This is a genomic window from Lichenicoccus sp. (assembly GCF_965276875.1).
Lineage (GTDB): Bacteria > Pseudomonadota > Alphaproteobacteria > Acetobacterales > Acetobacteraceae > Lichenicoccus.
On the sequence record NZ_OZ255701.1, the window covers coordinates 4,302,996 to 4,320,105 of the forward strand.

At 65.5% G+C, this 17,110-nt stretch carries 15 protein-coding genes and 1 pseudogene; 11 read left to right on the plus strand and 5 right to left on the minus strand.

The features are described from left to right. Nucleotides 1–4 precede the first annotated feature (4 nt). From nuoN to ACQY4K_RS20880, 7 genes are all read left to right on the plus strand, one after another. On the plus strand, nucleotides 5–1,429 hold the full coding sequence (gene nuoN / locus ACQY4K_RS20850) for an NADH-quinone oxidoreductase subunit NuoN (protein ID WP_428392180.1): 1,425 nt from the start codon (nucleotides 5–7) through the stop codon (nucleotides 1,427–1,429). Next, nucleotides 1,426–2,160, plus strand: a complete 735-nt coding sequence (locus tag ACQY4K_RS20855) for a biotin--[acetyl-CoA-carboxylase] ligase (RefSeq protein ID WP_428392182.1) — start codon at nucleotides 1,426–1,428, stop codon at nucleotides 2,158–2,160. Before nuoN ends, ACQY4K_RS20855 begins: the two co-directional genes overlap by 4 nt. Before the next feature lie 3 nt (nucleotides 2,161–2,163). Then, the gene (locus tag ACQY4K_RS20860) at nucleotides 2,164–2,964 is read left to right on the plus strand and encodes a type III pantothenate kinase (protein WP_428392184.1); all 801 of its coding nucleotides are present in this window, start codon (nucleotides 2,164–2,166) and stop codon (nucleotides 2,962–2,964) included. Nucleotides 2,965–2,989: 25 nt separating this feature from the next. Then, a complete protein-coding gene (locus tag ACQY4K_RS20865) occupies nucleotides 2,990–4,636 on the plus strand; it encodes a ribonuclease J (RefSeq protein ID WP_428392186.1) in 1,647 nt (548 codons plus the stop codon). A gap of 374 nt (nucleotides 4,637–5,010) precedes the next feature. Beyond that, on the plus strand, nucleotides 5,011–6,330 hold the full coding sequence (gene proS, locus ACQY4K_RS20870) for a proline--tRNA ligase (RefSeq protein ID WP_428392188.1): 1,320 nt from the start codon (nucleotides 5,011–5,013) through the stop codon (nucleotides 6,328–6,330). Next, nucleotides 6,330–7,577 carry a lipoprotein-releasing ABC transporter permease subunit gene (locus ACQY4K_RS20875; protein ID WP_428392190.1) on the plus strand — a complete coding sequence of 416 codons (1,248 nt, stop codon included), beginning with the start codon at nucleotides 6,330–6,332 and terminating at the stop codon, nucleotides 7,575–7,577. Before proS ends, ACQY4K_RS20875 begins: the two co-directional genes overlap by 1 nt. Further along, entirely contained in the window at nucleotides 7,570–8,295 is a 726-nt protein-coding gene (locus ACQY4K_RS20880; protein ID WP_428392192.1) for an ABC transporter ATP-binding protein, read from the plus strand. Before ACQY4K_RS20875 ends, ACQY4K_RS20880 begins: the two co-directional genes overlap by 8 nt. Here ACQY4K_RS20880 and ACQY4K_RS20885 read toward each other — a convergent pair. Continuing rightward, on the minus strand, nucleotides 8,254–8,796 hold the full coding sequence (locus ACQY4K_RS20885; protein ID WP_428392194.1) for a hypothetical protein: 543 nt from the start codon (nucleotides 8,794–8,796) through the stop codon (nucleotides 8,254–8,256). The genes ACQY4K_RS20880 and ACQY4K_RS20885 overlap by 42 nt on opposite strands. A gap of 366 nt (nucleotides 8,797–9,162) precedes the next feature. Between ACQY4K_RS20885 and ACQY4K_RS20890 the strand changes: the two genes are divergently transcribed. Next, complete coding sequence (locus ACQY4K_RS20890) at nucleotides 9,163–9,321, plus strand: hypothetical protein (protein WP_428392196.1); 159 nt, start codon at nucleotides 9,163–9,165, stop codon at nucleotides 9,319–9,321. A gap of 6 nt (nucleotides 9,322–9,327) precedes the next feature. Here the strand turns inward: ACQY4K_RS20890 and ACQY4K_RS20895 are convergent, their stop codons facing one another. Further along, nucleotides 9,328–9,888 (minus strand): HNH endonuclease, encoded by a 561-nt coding sequence (locus ACQY4K_RS20895; RefSeq protein WP_428392198.1) that lies wholly within the window; start codon nucleotides 9,886–9,888, stop codon nucleotides 9,328–9,330. A gap of 157 nt (nucleotides 9,889–10,045) precedes the next feature. On the opposite strand from ACQY4K_RS20895, the gene gluQRS reads away from it, so the two are divergent. Next, complete coding sequence (gene gluQRS, locus ACQY4K_RS20900; RefSeq protein WP_428392200.1) at nucleotides 10,046–10,945, plus strand: tRNA glutamyl-Q(34) synthetase GluQRS; 900 nt, start codon at nucleotides 10,046–10,048, stop codon at nucleotides 10,943–10,945. A gap of 17 nt (nucleotides 10,946–10,962) precedes the next feature. Beyond that, entirely contained in the window at nucleotides 10,963–12,459 is a 1,497-nt protein-coding gene (locus ACQY4K_RS20905) for an alpha-amylase family glycosyl hydrolase (RefSeq protein WP_428392202.1), read from the plus strand. Here the strand turns inward: ACQY4K_RS20905 and ACQY4K_RS20910 are convergent. Together ACQY4K_RS20910 and ACQY4K_RS20915 are read right to left on the minus strand one after the other, a co-directional pair. Then, complete coding sequence (locus tag ACQY4K_RS20910) at nucleotides 12,456–13,532, minus strand: transposase (protein WP_428392204.1); 1,077 nt, start codon at nucleotides 13,530–13,532, stop codon at nucleotides 12,456–12,458. The genes ACQY4K_RS20905 and ACQY4K_RS20910 overlap by 4 nt on opposite strands. 256 nt (nucleotides 13,533–13,788) lie before the next feature. Further along, nucleotides 13,789–14,613, minus strand: a complete 825-nt coding sequence (locus tag ACQY4K_RS20915) for an IS5 family transposase (RefSeq protein WP_428392206.1) — start codon at nucleotides 14,611–14,613, stop codon at nucleotides 13,789–13,791. 154 nt (nucleotides 14,614–14,767) lie between these two features. Here ACQY4K_RS20915 and ACQY4K_RS20920 point away from each other — a divergent pair. Continuing rightward, nucleotides 14,768–15,825: pseudogene (locus ACQY4K_RS20920) on the plus strand (IS630 family transposase). A 480-nt stretch (nucleotides 15,826–16,305) separates the two neighbouring features. On the opposite strand, the gene ACQY4K_RS20925 reads toward ACQY4K_RS20920, so the two are convergent. Continuing rightward, nucleotides 16,306–17,100, minus strand: coding sequence for an NAD(P)H-dependent oxidoreductase (locus ACQY4K_RS20925; protein ID WP_428392208.1), 795 nt, complete (start codon nucleotides 17,098–17,100; stop codon nucleotides 16,306–16,308). Between the last annotated feature and the right edge of the window lie 10 nt (nucleotides 17,101–17,110).

Consider the following 17,110-nt stretch of genomic DNA (forward strand, 5'->3'; position numbering starts at 1 on the left):
TGCCATGAACTGGACCCTGGCGGTGCCTGAGATCGTGCTCTCGGTGACCGGGCTCGTGATCCTGCTGTTTGGCGTAATAGTGACCCGCGTCAATCCATTCGTGCCGTCCACGCTTCTCACCATCGGCGCGATGCTGGTCACGATGGTGCTGGTGGTGGTGTCACCGTCCGGGTCGGGCTATGACGGCATCTTCGTCGGCGACGATTTCGCCCGCTTCATCAAGCTGCTCAGCCTGGCCGGCGCGATCCTCAGCCTGGTGCTGTCGCTGGACTATAACCGGCGCGAGGAGATCGCCCGCTTCGAGTTCCCGGTGCTGGTGCTGTTCGCCACCGTTGGCACCATGCTGATGGCGTCCAGCGAAAGCCTGATGACGCTGTATATTGGGCTCGAGCTGCAATCGCTGGCGATCTACATACTGTGCGCCTTCGATCGCGATCGACTTGGCTCGGCCGAGTCTGGCCTGAAATATTTCGTGCTGGGCTCGCTGGCCTCTGGGCTGCTGCTCTACGGCATCTCGCTGGTATTCGGCTTCGCCGGCACCATGCAGTATCGCGCATTGTCGACGGCGTTGGCGGCGTCGGCGGCGATCCCGGCCGGCTTGGTCGTCGGTATCGTCTTCATCATCGTGGGGCTGGCCTTCAAGATCTCCGCGGTGCCGTTCCATATGTGGACACCGGACGTCTATCAGGGGGCGCCGGCGCCGGTGACCGCCTTCACGTCCGGCGCACCGAAGCTCGCCGCCTTTGCGCTGCTGCTGCGGGTGATGGCCAGCCCCTTCGGCCACGTCACGCCGCAATGGCAGTTGCTCATCGAAATCCTGGCGATCGCCTCGATGCTGTTCGGTTCGATCGCCGCGATCCCGCAGACCAGCATCAAGCGGCTGATGGCGTATTCCTCGATCGGCCATATGGGCTATGCGCTGATCGGTCTGGCCGCCGCCACGCCGGCCGGCGTGCGCGGCACCCTGGTCTATCTCACCACCTATCTGTTCATGAACGCGGGCGCGTTCGCGGTGATCGTGGCAATGCGCCGGCGCGGTCGCGCGGTCGAGCGCATCGCCGACCTGGCGGGGCTGTCGCGCAGCGATCCGGCGCTGGCGCTGCTGATGGCCATCTTCATGTTCAGCATGATCGGGGTGCCGCCACTCTCGGGGTTCTTCGGCAAGCTGCTGGTGTTCAGCGCCGCGTTGCAGGCCGGCATGCCGACCCTGGTTGTGGTCGGCATTGTCTCCAGCGTGATCGGCGCGGTCTATTACCTGCGCGTGGTCCGCGCGATCTATGTCGATCCCCGGGCATCCGGGTTTGATCCTCGTCCAGCGTCGGTGTCGGTGGTGTCGATCGGCATGGGGCTGGTCACCGGGTTGTTCATCGTCGTGCTCGGCCCGGTGATGTTGGCCGCACAGGCCGCCGCCGCCGTGCTGTTCAGGTGACGGCTGCACCCGAGTGGCGGCTGGTCCGCCACGACACGCTGCCATCGACCTCGGATGCCTGCATCGCCGAGGCGCAGGCAGGTGCTCCCGCGGGGCTCGCAATCCAGGCGCGGATTCAGACGAAGGCGCGTGGCAGCCGTGGACGAAGCTGGAGCGAGGCGGCCGGCACGCTGGCCGTCTCCGTGTTGCTGCGACCGAAGGCGCGCTTGGCCTGGCCGCTGCTCGCGGCCGTTGCCTTTCACGACGCGCTCTCGCTCTTGCCCAAGCACGCCGAGGCGCTCCGTCTGAAATGGCCCAACGACGTGATGCTGCATGGGCGAAAGCTTGGCGGCATCCTGATCGAGGCGAGCCCGTCCGCTGCTGGCCCCTTCTTCGCCGACGATGGCTGGCTGGTGATTGGTTTCGGCGCCAATCTCGCCAGCGCCCCGGCACTCGCCGACCGCCACGCCGCCTGCCTTGCCGAACTTGGCGACTGTCCAGATGCCGACGCGCTCGTTGACCGGCTGCTGAAGAGCCTGACATGCGGCCTCGCAGCCGGGGAGCGGGATCTCCGCGAGGCATGGCTCGCGCGTGCCCACCCTGAAGGCACTTGGCTCGAGGTTGGCACAACGCAAGGCGTGGTCCAGGGGTCGTTCGCCTCTATCGCGGCGGACGGCGCGCTGTTGCTCGATGTCGCGGGCACCATCCGTCGCCTGACCAGCGGCGACGTGCTGCTGCCGCAAGGCGCCTGAGCCATGCTGCTGGTGGTCGACGCGGGCAACACCAACATCGTCTTCGGGGTGCATGACGGCGCGACCTGGCGCGGCATCTGGCGTATCGGCACCGACGTGCGCCGGACCTCGGACGAATACGCCGTCTGGCTGCTGGCGCTGCTGGCGCTGGCCGGGCTCGAGCGCGGCCAGATCAGCCGGGCGGTGATCTCCACCGTGGTGCCGCCGGCGCTGTATCATCTGCGCCGGCTTTGCCGCGACTGGTTCTCGCTGGAGCCGCTGCTGGCCGGCACTCATCTCGACTGGGGCTTTGAGATCAGGATGGACAACCCCTCCGAGGTCGGGCTGGACCGGCTGCTGGACGGGCTGGCGGCGCACCAGAAATATGGCGGCCCGGTGCTGGTCATCGATTTCGGCACCGCCACCACGTTCAACGTGATCGACGCCGACGGCAATTATTGCGGCGGCGCCATCGCACCCGGGATCAACCTTTCGGTCGAGGCGCTGCATACCGCAGCCGCCCGTCTGCCGCGCGTGGGTGTCGGTCGGCCGCAGGCGGTGATCGGACGCAACACCATCGTCGCCATGCGCTCTGGCATCTTCTGGGGCTATATCGGCCTCATCGAGGGCCTCGCCACACGTATCCGCAACGAGTTCACCGCGCCGATGAAGGTCGTCGGCACCGGCGGCCTGGCGCCATTATTTTCAGAGGGCACGCAGATCATCGAGCGCATCGACCCCGAGCTGACGCTCGACGGTCTGCGCCTCCTCGCCGCGCGCAATCCGCACCCCATATCTTCGAGCGCCATGACTTCGAACGACTAAACCTCCAACGACTGAAGGCGACCTGATGGATGTGACACACGGCGACCTGGCCTTCCTGCCCTTGGGCGGGACGGGCGAGATCGGCATGAACCTCAATCTCTACCGATGCGACGGCGCCTGGCTCGCCGTGGATTGCGGCATCGGCTTCTCGGGCAACGACATGCCGGAGGTCGAGATCCTGCTGCCCGACCCCGGCTTTATCGCCGAGCAAAGCCGCGACCTCGTGGGGCTGGTGATCACGCACGCGCATGAGGACCATATCGGCGCAGTGGCACATTTATGGCCGCGGCTCGCCTGTCCAATCTACGCCACGCGCTTTGCCGCCACCGTGCTGCGTCGCAAGCTCGGCGAGGCCGGCCTGCTCGGCCGGGTCGATCTGCATGTGCTGGACTCCGGTGCGAGCTTCGAGCTGCCGCCGTTCTCGCTGCGCTTCATCGCGGTCACACACTCGGTGCCCGAGGCTCAGGCGCTGGTGGTGCGCACCCGCTACGGCACGGTGCTGCATACCGGCGACTGGAAGCTCGACCCGAACCCGCTGGTGGGACCCCCGACCGACCTCGCCGCGTTCGAGGAACTCGGCCGCGAGGGCGTGCTGGCGATGGTCTGCGACAGCACCAACGCCATGGTCGAGGGCGAGGCGGGCTCGGAAGGCGACGTGCGTCGTAGTCTGGCAAGCCTGGTCGCGGGCATTTCCGGACGCATCGCGGTCACCTGCTTTGCCAGCAACGTGGCCCGCATCGAGAGCATCGCCAAGGCGGCGGAGGCGTCGGGCCGCTCGGTCGCCGTGGTCGGGCGATCCTTGCGCAATCTGGAGGCGGCGGCGCGCGATTGCGGCTATCTCGCCGACGTGCCGCTATTCCTCTCGGAGCAGGACGCCGAACACGTGCCCGACGACAATCTGCTGATGATCATCACCGGCAGCCAGGGCGAGCCGCGCTCGGCGCTGTCGCGTATCGCCGCCGACACCCACCCCAACATCTCGCTCGGCGAGGGCGACACGGTGGTCTATTCGTCGCGCATGATCCCCGGCAACGAGCGCGCGATCATGTCGGTGCAGGACAGTCTGGTCCGCCGCGGCGTGCGCGTGCTCACCGACGAGGACCACATGGTGCATGTGTCCGGTCACGCCGCGCGCGACGATCTGCGCCGGCTCTACGAGATGGTCAAGCCGCGCTACGCGGTGCCGGTGCATGGCGAGTGGCGGCATCTGGCGGCGCACGCGGCCCTCGCCCGCGAGGAGGGGGCGGAGCCGATCCTGCTTGAGGACGGCGATGTGCTCAGCCTGTCATCAAATCGCGCCGAGGTGACAGACTCCGTACCGGTCGGCAAGCTGGCCCTGGATGGCAACCGGTTGCTGCCGATGGAGGGCGGCGTGCTGGCAGCGCGCCGCAAGATGCTGGCCGGCGGCATGGTGCTGGGCAGCATCGTGCTCGACGGCGCCGGCCGACTGCTGGGCACGCCCCAGGTGAGCGCGCCTGGGCTGCTGGAGCCCGGCGATCCCGAGACGGCGCGGGTCTCGCAGGCCTTCGCGCTCAACGTTGCCGAGTTGCCGACGCAGACGGTGTTCGACGAGCCATTGTTGCGCGAGGCGGCAAAGAGCGCGCTGCGTCGTGCGCTCGGCCGCAAGCTGCAGAAGCGGCCGGTGGTGGATGTGCACCTGATCAGGGTTTAGCGACTCGCGCGACCAGCGGGCCAAATTGCATGTCGGGCATGCATTTTTCGCTAGCTTTTGACGATTAGATGCGGAATCATTAACGGCAGGGTAGGAATTGCTTCCCGCCCTGCCGTGTGACTGGCGTTTTCTCCCTAAACTTGGCCCACGCGTTGGAACCAAGCCCCGCGTGGGCTTTTTTTATGTGCAGATCGGCGGTTTGTCACGCCCCCTTTACCAGCTAACTGCGCATTTTTACTCACCGTTGCGCCGCTGTACTTGTGCACTGCATCATTTCGCACCGCACAATATTACGCTCTATAGGCAAGCCTCCGCTTCCGGTCACCGATGCGGTGCACTAACGTCCTGGTTCTTCCCCTGAGGTATTCCGTCGCATGCGTCTGTCCCGCAGCTTCATCCCGACCCTGCGGGAGACCCCCGCGGAGGCGCAGATCGCCTCGCACCGGCTGATGCTGCGTGCCGGCCTGATCCGGCAGACCGCCTCGGGCATCTATGCATGGCTGCCCGCGGGGCTGCGCGTGTTGCGGCGCATCTCACAGATCGTGCGCGAGGAGCAGGATGCGATCGGCGCCCAGGAGGTGCTGATGCCGACCCTGCAGCCGGCGGAGTTGTGGAAGCGTTCCGGCCGCTACGACGCCTACGGCCCGGAGATGCTGCGTATCACCGACCGCCACGACCGCGACCTGCTCTACGGGCCGACCAACGAGGAGATGATCACCGACCTGTTCGCAGGCGGCGTGAAGTCCTACCGCGAGCTGCCGCAGGTGCTCTACCACATACAATGGAAGTTCCGCGACGAGGTGCGGCCGCGCTTCGGCGTCATGCGCGGCCGCGAATTCCTGATGAAGGACGCCTACAGTTTCGACATCGACACGCAATCGGCGATCGCCAGCTATCGGCGGATGATGCTGTCCTACCTGCGCGCCTTCCAGCGCATAGGCGTCAAGGCGATCCCGATGCGCGCCGATACTGGCCCGATCGGCGGCGATCTCAGCCATGAATTCATCATCCTCGCACCGACCGGCGAGAGTAGCGTGTTCTATGACGGACGCTTCGAGCAGCAGGATTGGCGCGCTGAGGCGGTCGAATTGGCCGACCCGGAGTCGCTGCAACGCTTCTTTATGCGCATGACGTCGCTCTATGCCGCCACCGAGGACAAGCACGACGAAGCCGCCTGGCACGACGTCGAGCCGGCGCTGAGGCGCGAAGGGCGCGGCATCGAGGTCGGGCACATCTTCTATTTCGGCACGAAATATACCCAGTCGATGGGGGTCGCGGTCAGCGGGCCCGACGGTGCGATGGTCCACCCCGAAATGGGCAGCTACGGCATCGGCATTTCGCGCCTGGCCGGCGCCATCATCGAGGCCAGCCACGATGAGGCCGGGATCATCTGGCCGATGCCGGTGGCCCCGTTCCGTGCCGGCATCCTCAACCTCAAGCCCGGCGACGCGGCGTGCGACTCTGTGGCGGATGCCCTCTACGAAGCAGCACCTGACGACATGCTGCTCGACGACCGCGCCGACCGCGCCGGGGTCAAGTTCGCTGACGCCGACCTGATCGGCCATCCGGTGCAGCTCGTCGTCGGCCCGCGCGGTGCGGCTTCCGGCACCATCGAAGTGAAGTGGCGCGCCAGCGGCGAGCGCACGGAGATGCCGCTCGATGCGGCGGTCGCCCTGATCGCCTCGCTGCGCTGATGTTCAACGCCTTCGAGCGTGCGGTGGCCGGGCGCTATCTGCGCGCCCGACGCGGCGAGCGGTTCGTGTCGGTGATCGCGATCTTCTCGCTGATCGGCATTGCCCTCGGTGTTGCCACCCTGATCATCGTCATGTCGGTGATGAACGGCTTCAAGGCCGATCTGATGAGCCGGATCCTCGGACTGAACGGCGATCTCAGCATCTACGGCGAAGGCCGCCCGATCACCGGCTACGAGACGATGACCCAGCGTGTCGCCGCGGTGCGCGGTGTCGTCTCCGCCACTCCGATCGTTGAAGGCCAGGTGCTGCTGAGCGCCGGCAGCTACAGCGCCGGCGGCCTGATCCGCGGCCTCTCGCGCGCCGACCTGCTCTCCTTACGCGAGATCAGCAACAACATTCGCGCCGGCAGTCTCGATGCCTTCCAGGGCGACGACGCCATCATCGTCGGCTCGACCCTGGCGATGCGTGCCAATCTGGGGATCGGCTCGCGTCTGACCCTGGTGTCGCCGAATGGCGCCGCGACCGCGTTCGGCACCATCCCGAGGGTGCGCGCCTACCGCGTGGTGGCGATCTTTGACGCCGGGGTCAACGACTACGACGCCTCGTACGCGTTCCTGCCGCTCGCCGCGGCGCAGGTGTTCTTCCAGATGCCGAACGCCGTCTCGCTGATCCAGGTGACGACGCAGGACGCCGATCGGGTGCGGCCGGTGACCCGTCGCATCGAGGAGGCGTTGCCCACCGAGCCGGTGCGGGTGATCGACTGGACGCAGAGCAACAACGCTTTCTTCGGCGCCGTCCAGGTCGAGCAGAACGTGATGTTCCTGATCCTGACGCTGATCATCCTGGTCGCCGCGTTCAACGTCGTCTCCTCGCTGATCATGATGGTCAAGGACAAGACGCGCGATATCGCCGTGCTGCGCACGCTCGGCGCCGGACGGTTTTCCATCATGCGGATCTTCCTGATGTGTGGCGCCTCGGTCGGTGTCACCGGCACGGCGGCCGGCACGCTGCTCGGCATCGTGTTCTGCCTGAATATCGAAACGATCCGGCAATGGCTGCAGCGCGTCACCGGCACCGATTTGTTCAATCCGGAGGTGTATTATCTTGAACATCTGCCGGCGAAGCTGGAATGGCCCGAGGTGATCCAGGTCATCGTGATCGCGCTCGGCCTGTCGCTGCTGGCAACCCTGTATCCGTCCTGGCGCGCGGCGCGTACCGATCCGGTCGAGGCGCTGCGTCATGAATGAGAGCCCGCTCGCTTTGCGCGATGTCTCGCATGGCTACCGGAGTGGCGAGGGCCGGCTGGAGGTGCTGCGCGGGGCAGCCCTGTCGCTGCGCGCCGGCGAGATCGTCGCCTTGATGGCGCCGTCCGGCACCGGCAAGTCGACATTGCTGCATCTCGCCGGATTGTTGGAGCGGCCGCAATCGGGCGCGGTACTGGTCGCCGGCCGCGATGCCGGTCGGCTTGCGGACTCCGAACGAACCGCGATCCGTCGCGACCAGATCGGCTTCGTCTATCAGTTCCACCATCTGCTGGCCGAGTTCACCGCGCGCGAGAACGTCGCCTTGCCGCAGATGATCGCGGGTGTCGCGCGCAAGGTCGCACGCGCCCGCGCCGAGGTGCTGCTCGGCCGCTTCGGTCTGTCGCACCGGCTCGGCTATCTGCCCGGCAAGCTGTCCGGCGGCGAGCAGCAACGGGTCGCCATCGCGCGCGCACTCGCAAACGGGCCTCGCGTGCTGCTCGCCGACGAGCCGACCGGCAACCTCGACAGCACCACCTCGGACCAAGTCTTCGACGAGCTGGTCGCGGTGGCCCGTGATGACGGGCTGGCCGCTCTGATCGCGACCCATAATCTGGAGCTGGCACGTCGCATGGACCGCATCGTGACCCTGCACGAGGGGCGCGTCGTCGAGATCACCGGATCAGCAGAAGGCGTGCGACCTGCGGCCGGCGGCCGTGCATAAAGCGAGAAACGCCTCGCGGGTCACGCCGGCGCATTGCAGCACATAGGCCTCCGCCGTCACCTCACGGAACGCCGCGATGAGCGTGCCTCGCGGCCCCGGCTCGGCCACGAGTGACGCGATCAGCTCCAGGGCGGCCCAGTGCGAGAGCAGAAGCTCGGGGCCCTTGCGGGTGAGGATGGCCTGCGCCAAGCCCGGATTATTGACCAGGGTCCACTCGGCGGTGACATTGTAGCTCGCACCGTCCGTCGCGATCTCGAACAGGTCGCGCAGCACGACCCAGGGGAAGTCCGGGTCGATCAAAGGCGAGCGGTAGAAGCGCAGTCTGCGACCGTCCAGGTTCGCGCGATGCAGCAGCGGCACCTCGACGGGTGTGCCGCCGTGCGAGTTATAAAGGCTGCCAACAGGCTCCCGGCGGTGCCGCAAGTCGACACGCCGCAGCACGATGGCGGCCGCCGTCAACGCCACGAACAGGTAGGCCAGCATGGCATAGACCACGAACATGCGGTGATCGCTTGCTCCGAAGGGGTGAGGCCGATATAGACGAAATTGTATAAAATTCTGTAATCACGCATGGAAATTTCACTGATCAACGCGGCCGGGCGCAAGCGCAACACGCGGTCGCCTGCGGTCCGAAAACGCGAGCCGGTGGATGGCTCCGAGAGTGCTTTCCGCCAGATCGTGCACCACGTCATGATCCTGGCGAGAACAAAATCCGATCAGGTGGAGTCACCTGATCGGATATTTGCCCGCTTATCAAGCCGGATGCAGCGGGCGCGTGGCAGCCTCGCGGCCGATAGGCCCGCAAGCAGCCGAATATCACGGACCGCCGTCGTGTGTTGCTGACGGTCTCCCAGCCGCGAGCGGAAGTTGCTCGAGCAGGTGAGCCAGGTGCAGCGCCCGAGCCATGATGCGATCTTCGCAGACCTGTCGCGCGACGAGTTTGACACAGTACGACGGGTGCTGCCGCGGCTCGTGGAATCGAGCGCACACTCGATCAGGCTGGTCGATTTGCTGACCAGCCAATAGGCGCGCTCAACTCTCCAGTTCGCTGTCCCAATAGAGGTAGTCGCGCCAGCTCTCATGAAGGTAGTTCGGCGGAAACGCGCGGCCGTTATCCTGCAGCTCCCAGGTGGTCGGCTGCCCGGGTGCCTTGCGTGGATGCATTCGGCATTCGCGCGGCAGGCGCGAGCCTTTGAGCAGATTGCAGGTGCCGCAGGCGGTGACGACGTTCTCCCAGGTGGTATGCCCACCGCGCGAGCGCGGGATCACATGGTCGAACGTCAGCTCGTGCGTCGGCAGCCGGTCGAGGCAGTACTGGCAGGAGAAATTGTCGCGCAGGAACACGTTGAAGCGGGTGAAGGCAGGACGCCTGGCCGCGGGAATATAATCCTTCAAGGCGATGACGCTGGGCAGCCTGAAGGTCGTGCTGGGCGATCGCACCACCGCGTCATATTCGTTCAGCACCGAGACACGATCCAGAAAGACGGCTTTGATCGCATCCTGCCACGACCAGACAGACAGCGGAAAATACGACAAGGGGCGGAAATCCGCATTCAGCACCAGTGCCGGGAAGTGCTGGCCGCCGTCAGGCAAGAACGCACCTCGGCACGCATGATCGCGCTCTTGCTAATAATCCAACGACAGAACCGAACCACACGCTGGTCACTTCACACCGCCTTGGGCACCACCTGACCTGGGGTTTATATTGCAGAGGCCCCGGCCGCCTGCAAGCGGGAGCGATTTCCTTGTCATGATCTTGTCCCAAAACACTGTTTCGTTCCGCATGACGTCGCGATTTGCGCCGAGTCCGACCGGGCTGCTGCATCTTGGGCATGCCTTCTCCGCCCTCGTGGCGTTCAGCCGCGCGCGGGCTAACGGCGGGCAGTTCCTGCTGCGAGTCGAGGATATCGATGCCGCGCGCTGTCGGCCGGCGTTCGCCGCGGCGATTGAGGAGGACCTTGCCTGGCTTGGGCTGAGCTGGGACGGCCCGATTCGGGTGCAGTCGCGACATCTTGCGGAGTATGGCGCGGTGCTCGATCGCCTGCGCGGCGAGAAGCTGATCTACCCGTGCTTTTGCAGCCGCGCCGAGATCGCCCGGGAGGTCGCCCAATCGAGCAGCGCGCCGCACGAGGGTCCCGACGGCGCGCCGCTCTATCCCGGCACCTGCCGCGGGATGGATGCGGGCCGTCGCGCGGCGCGTTTCGCCGAGGCCGCCCCGCATGCCTGGCGGCTGGACATGCAGGCGGCCCTTGCGCGGCTTGGCGGCTCGTTGCGCTTTGAGGACGCCGATCGCCCGTCCGCGGAACGCTGGCAGGCCTGCCGTCCAGAGCGGTTCGGCGACGTCGTGCTGGCGCGTAGGGACATGGCCGCCAGCTATCATCTCTGCGTCACCCATGACGACTGGGTGCAGCAGGTCAGCCTGGTGGTGCGTGGCGAGGACCTCCGCCCCGCTACCGACCTGCACCGTCTGCTGCAGGCACTGCTGGGCTGGACGGCTCCAGCCTATGTGCACCATCATCTGCTCCGCGACGCATCCGGGCGCCGGCTTGCCAAGCGCGACCAGGCGTCCACCTTGCGCGCCCTGCGCGAGAGCGGCGCCACATCATCCCAGGTGTGGGCCCAGGTGCGGGCGGCGGCGGGCGAATGCTGATCTCGGAAGGAGCGGCCTTGTCTTTTGCAGCAGAGCCCGGGAATCCGCTGCTTTATCAGATCAATACCCGCGTTCTGCTGACCAGGATGTCGCGGACCTTCAACCGCAGCACCGGCTTCGACGATATTCCCGACGAGGCCCTATATGCGATCGCAGCCCTCGGCTTCGAGTGGGTATGGTTTCTCGGCGTCTGGCAGCTCGGCGATGCCGCCCGGACCGTCTCGCGCACCCATGCGTCCTGGCAGCAAGGCTTCCGCGACGCACTGAGCGATCTCACGCCGGATGATATCAGCGGCTCGCCTTTTGCCATCGCCGCCTGGCACGCCGATGACGCGTTCGGCGGCCCGGCCGCGCTGGGCCGACTGCGCCAGCGGGTGAATGCCGCGGGCCTGCGCCTGATGCTCGATTTCGTGCCCAACCATCTCGCCCCCGATCACCCCTGGGTGCACGACCGGCCGGAGCTGTTCATGCGCGGCACCGAGGCCGACTTGGCCGCGGATCCCGAGAACTGGACACGCATCGAGACGGCGGCCGGACCCTGCGTCCTGGCGCATGGCCGCGATCCGTATTTCCCCGGCTGGCCCGACACCGTCCAGCTCGACTACAGCAACCCTGAGACGCACGCGGCGATGCGCGATGCGCTACTCGCAATCGCCAGGCAATGCGACGGCGTGCGCTGCGACATGGCAATGCTGCTGCTGCCGGAGGTGTTCGAGCGCTGCTGGGAGCACCATCTCAAGGGACGGCGTGTTGCCTCGTTCTGGGGCGATGCAATTCGCGCACTGCGTACGACCGCGCCAGGCTTCGGCCTGCTGGCGGAGGTCTATTGGAACCTTGAGCCCGAAATGCTGCGTCTGGGTTTCGACTGGGCCTACGACAAGGGTCTGTATGACGCGCTGCGGGCGAGCGACGGCGCCCATGTTGCGGCTCTCCTGGGCCGCGCGCAGGAGGTCCAGTCGCGATCGGCCCGCTTCCTGGAAAACCACGACGAGCCGCGCGCGGCCGCAAGTTTTCCGCTGGCCCAGCACAAAGCCGCGGCCGTCCTGAGCTTTTGCACGCCGGGGCTGCGGCTGCTGCATCAGGGACAGCTTGAAGGTGCCCGTGTCCACATCCCGATCCATCTCGATCGTGGCCCGGATGAGGCCGTCGATCTGTCAATCCACGAGTTCTACCTCGACCTGCTCGCAGCCCTGCGCACGCCTGCTTTGCACGACGGCCGGTTTACGCCGCTCCCGGTGGCAGCCGCCTGGGAGGGCAACCCGAGCCATGAAGCCTTCGCCGCCTTCGCCTGGTCCGACGAGACCGGCCCAAGGCTTCTCTGCGTGGTAAATTATCGCGAGCATCGCGGCCAATGCCGCGTTCGCCTCGACGCGCCGGGGCTGGTTGGGCGGGCGGTCTCGTTGACGGACCGGCTGGGCCCGGAACATTATTCCCGCGATGGCAGCATGCTGGCGGGCGAGGGGCTCTACCTCGACCGGCCGGGCTGGGGGTATAATTTGTTTGCGATTGCTTAAAGCAAGGCCAGGGGCCTTGCCTCATAGGCGCTAGGATAAGGCAAGTTTCGCGCTTTCGGATTGGGATTGGCGTTTTCTTGGTGGTTCGGCGAGGCGCCTTGCGGCGCGTGCGCTGGTGGTGCGGCTTTGCCGCTGGCGTGTTCGGGCGAAGAGTGCGCATTGCAGCCGTCGGTGTCCTCTTTGCCAGCTCCGCCAGAGGCTCGCCATGCGCCATTGGCCGGCGTGTGGCTCAGGGGGGAGAGTCGAGACCTTCGCCCAGCGAAGTCTCGATCAGGGCGGGTGGCGATCAGGTGGGCCAGCAACCAGGTGCGGGCCAATCTGGAGTCGGAGGCGTGCAGCTTGGCAAACCCGCCGAGGCTTTTCAGCCGCTTGAATGCCAGTTCCACCTGCCAGCGCATGCGGTAGAGCCTGACCACCTGCTCGGCGGTGGCCTGCTCCGCCGACAGCGATGTGAGCATCATCATGAAGCCTGCGGTGCGCAAGGTGCGCGGGTCGGTTTGGCTGCCGTTGCGGCTGGCTTTGCGATACAGGCGCCGGTGCTGACGCTCGACCGCCTCTGGCGGCTTGCGGGCGATGATCAGGCGTGCCGCCACGCGCTTGCGCCCATCGCCGACAAAGACTGGATGCTCCACCACGGCCGCTGTGCTGTCGGGCAGGACTGTCAAAAGATCGAAGCCGTGGCCCTTTATGTCAAACAGGCGCACCGAACGCCAGCCGATCCGGGTGATGAAATCGGCGCCGTTCATGCGGGCGTGAGCGAAGTTCCGCACCCGCGCGTAGCCGCGATCCTGGACCAGCACGTCACCGGGCCTGACCGACACGCAGCAGAGCGCCTCGGCGGTTTGCGCCTCGGTGATGACAAGGTCCGTGAAGCAGCCACGCGCCGGCTCGTAGCGGGCGTGCAAGCGCCAGTCGCTGCGGTCGCTGCTGGGCAGCGAGACCGTGGACCCGTCCACCATGCTGAGCCGCAGTTGGCCGCCGGCAGGGGCGTCGCCGCGGCGGTCGGCCATCAGATGGTTGAGGATGTCAGCCAGATAATCCCCGGCATTGCGCAGCCGCTCGAGCAGCGACACGTCACACGGATCGGCGATCCCGGCTCGGTGGCAAAGCTTGCCGTTGACCGCAGGGGCAGGCCTCCCGGCCCATACAGGAAGCCACATGCAGCAGATCGGCAGCACTACGAACGCGCCGCCTGCGCAAAAGCGCTTTGTGGCGTAGCGCGCTCTGCTCCAGATCCAGCAACGACGAGAGGTGTCGAACAACACTAGTGCAGCGACCCAAACAGACCTTTCAGGTCTGTTTGGGTCAAAGCTGCACGTTGTCAGTATGCTAGAGGGTGTTATGGACTCTCATCAGGTCTGCGGCATGCTTGAGCATGTATCCGACGAATGCGATCACGTGGAAGCCGGCGAGTGTTTCGGCGTAGCGCTCGTAATCTTTGACCAGTCGGCGGCAACGTGTGGCCCAAGCAAAGGATCGTTCCACGACCCAGCGCCGTGGCAGGAGAACAAATCCTCGCTTTGCCTCCGGCAATTTGACGACGTGCAGCGCGATGCCCTCGGCTGCTGCGGCGTCTGCGGCCGCCTCGCCGGTGTAGCCCTGATCGACATAGGCGAGTTTGACATTGTCGCCCGTGGCATCCTGGATGTCGGCGGCGAGGCGTTTTACTGCGGCACGGTCACCGACATCAGCCGGTGTGACGTGCAGGGTGAGCAGGTGGCCGAGCGTGTCCACGGCCATATGCACCTTCGACCCTCGTTTGCGTTTGGCACCGTCATAGCCGGCGCGAGTGCCGCTCTCCGGCGTCGAGCGCAGGGTGCGACTGTCGATGATCGCCGCCGTTGGCTCCTCCGCCCGGCCAGACGCCAGGCGCAGCAATGCGCGCAAGTCTTGGGCCAGTGTCTTAAAACATCCCGCGGCCAGCCATCGTTGGGACTGCTGATACACGGCCGCCCAGGGGGGAAAGTCGTTCGGCATGGCACGCCAGGCAATCCCGTAGCGAATAACGTAGCGCAACGCGTTGAACAGCTCCCGCAAGGAGTGCTCACGCTGAGGGGCCGCCTCGGTCATCAACGTCAGATACGGGACCACCAGCGACCATTCCTCCTCGCTGACGTCAGAAGGATAGGGCTTGCGAACCGGAGTGGGGCACATCCATCTCCATTAAGCGGCCACCGCGCGAAAGTACATAACACCCTCTAGGGCACCTTATACCGACCGTCCCGGTGCCTGACTCGCAGGGGTTCCCAAGAGGCGCGAGGTCTGATTCTCTAATGCTGCCGCTGGTTCGCGGCGTTGGAGATGCAATATGGCGGTAGCGATTACCCGATTGGAGTATGACGCGGCTGGGCTACGCGATTTGGCGGTCAGGAGCCGGGATGCGGCGCAGAGCCGACGGCTTTTGGCCATCGCCATGGTGCTGGATGGCGGCAGTCGCGAGCATGCCGCCCGGCAAGCTGGCATGGATCGGCAAACGCTACGTGACTGGGTGCATCGCTTTAACGAGCTCGGCGTAGACGGCCTGATATCACGCTGTGCTCCGGGCCCGGCACCGAAGCTGACGGCGGCGCAGATGGAGGAGCTGCGAGCGCTGGTGCTCGCGGGTCCAGATCCCGAGCTCCACCATGTGGTGCGCTGGCGTTGTGCCGACTTGCGTGACGAAGTTGCGCGCCGCTTTGGGGTCGTCGTTCAGGAACGTGCCGTCGGCAAATGGTTACGCAAGCTTGGGCTAACCCGCCTGCAACCGCGTCCCTATCACCCGAAAAAGGACCCAGCAGCCGAGGAGGCTTTTAAAAAACTTCCGTTCCTTGTTGAAGCAAGCGCTGCTCGGCACGGCCATCGGTATGCCGGTTGAAATTTGGTGGCAAGACGAAGCTCGGGTCGGCCAGCAGGGCACGCACGCTTATGTCTGGGCACCAGTCGGTGCACGGCCTCTGATGGTGCGCGATAACCGCCACGACTCGGCCTACATCTTCGGCGCAATCTGTCCACAGCGCGGTGCTGGGGCTGCGATGATCACACCCGCAGCGAACACAGAGATGATGAACCTGCACTTGGCTGAAATCAGCACGCAGGTGGCACCTGGCGCTGTTGCAGTGCTCCTTTGCGACCGCGCGGGCTGGCACCAGCCGGGCGCTGACCTACAGGTTCCCGACAACATCAGGCTGCTTCATCTGCCGCCCTACAGCCCCGAGCTAAACCCAATGGAGAATGTCTGGGACTACCTGCGGCAAGCTCTGCGCCACCGTCTGGGGTAGCTATAACGACATTGTTGAGGCCTGTCGGAGCGCGTGGAATTGGTTGATCGACGATCCGACACGCATCCAGTCAATCGGGACACGGCATTGGGCAGAGGTCAATGTCTAGGACGGCTGGTATTAGACCCAGACAAAGCTGTTCGCTTTGTCTGGGTCGGTGCACTAGGCCAATGATCGAGGCGGGCAGATGCGCTTCGCATCTGCCCCTACAATCCTCCCGATTCGTAGCCTGTCAAGCCTATCCTAGCGCCTATGAGGCTCTGCCCCATCGATACGCTTCGTGGCTGGATTCCGACAAAGGCTAGCGTGGAAGGACCGGACTGGTGGAGACCGGATCTAATATTTCTTTTTTATCAGGGTCGGTCCAAACTCGTGAGTGCTTCTCGTTTCTCCATCGATCCCGGCCGATTTCGAGAAAATCGATTTGGGAACGGATTTTGGGAAAGCGGTGTGGACCGCTGCGGCCCCAGAACCTTAAGGTGGGGGCTTCCCGCTGGCCGTTCGTTTATGGGAAGGCAGCGACCGTTGCATACGCCCGTCGCTCAGGCCCAGCGGATTTGATGATGCCTTCGAGGAGTTGCAGGACGAATTACCCTACCTGCCCCTGGTCCACGTGCAAGGCGAAGCCGGACACGCCAGAGTCGCCCAGCTCTGGCCGCAACTCCAAGCTGGGAACCTGGTAGTCGCCACCGTTCTGCATTCGATAGGGTATGGGCGCAGCGGTTTCGATGGTCCGCATCCTCTCCTTCAACTGATCTGCCACCCGCCGAAAGCCGGCCTCATCCATCCGGTCCACGCGGTAGGCCACGAAGGACGGCAGGACGGTGTAGCCGGGGTAATAGAGGATGCCATGATTGATCGGGAACAGGATGTCCTCGATCGGGCCGTTCACGCCGCGCGGGGCGTAGTGCGTCGCCCAGCCGCCCACGGTCACGATCAGCATCGCCCGCTTGCCGGCCAGTGTGCCCTCGCCAAAGCGGTCGCCCCAATGCGTGTCGCTCCGTTCGCCAACTCCGTAGGCGAAACCGAAGGCATACACGCGGTCCACCCATCCCTTGAGGATGGCCGGCATGGAGTACCACCACAGCGGAAACTGCAGGATCAGGGCATCGGCCCAGAGCAGCTTCTCCTGCTCGGCCTTCACGTCCTCCGTTAGTGCCCCGGCAGCGAAGGCCTGGCCTGATGCACCAGCCACCCGCAGCCGCTCGTCCGGTGCCACGCCCGGAAAGTCCGATCGATCGACGGCCGCCTTCCATCCATCGGCGTAAAGGTCACTGACCCGGACCTCATGCCCCTGTGCCTGCAACTCGGCCACTGCAACGTCGCGCAGCGCGCCGTTCAAGGAGTGGCGTTCCGGGTGGGCGAAAACGAGAAAAACCTTCATGGTGGCCTGT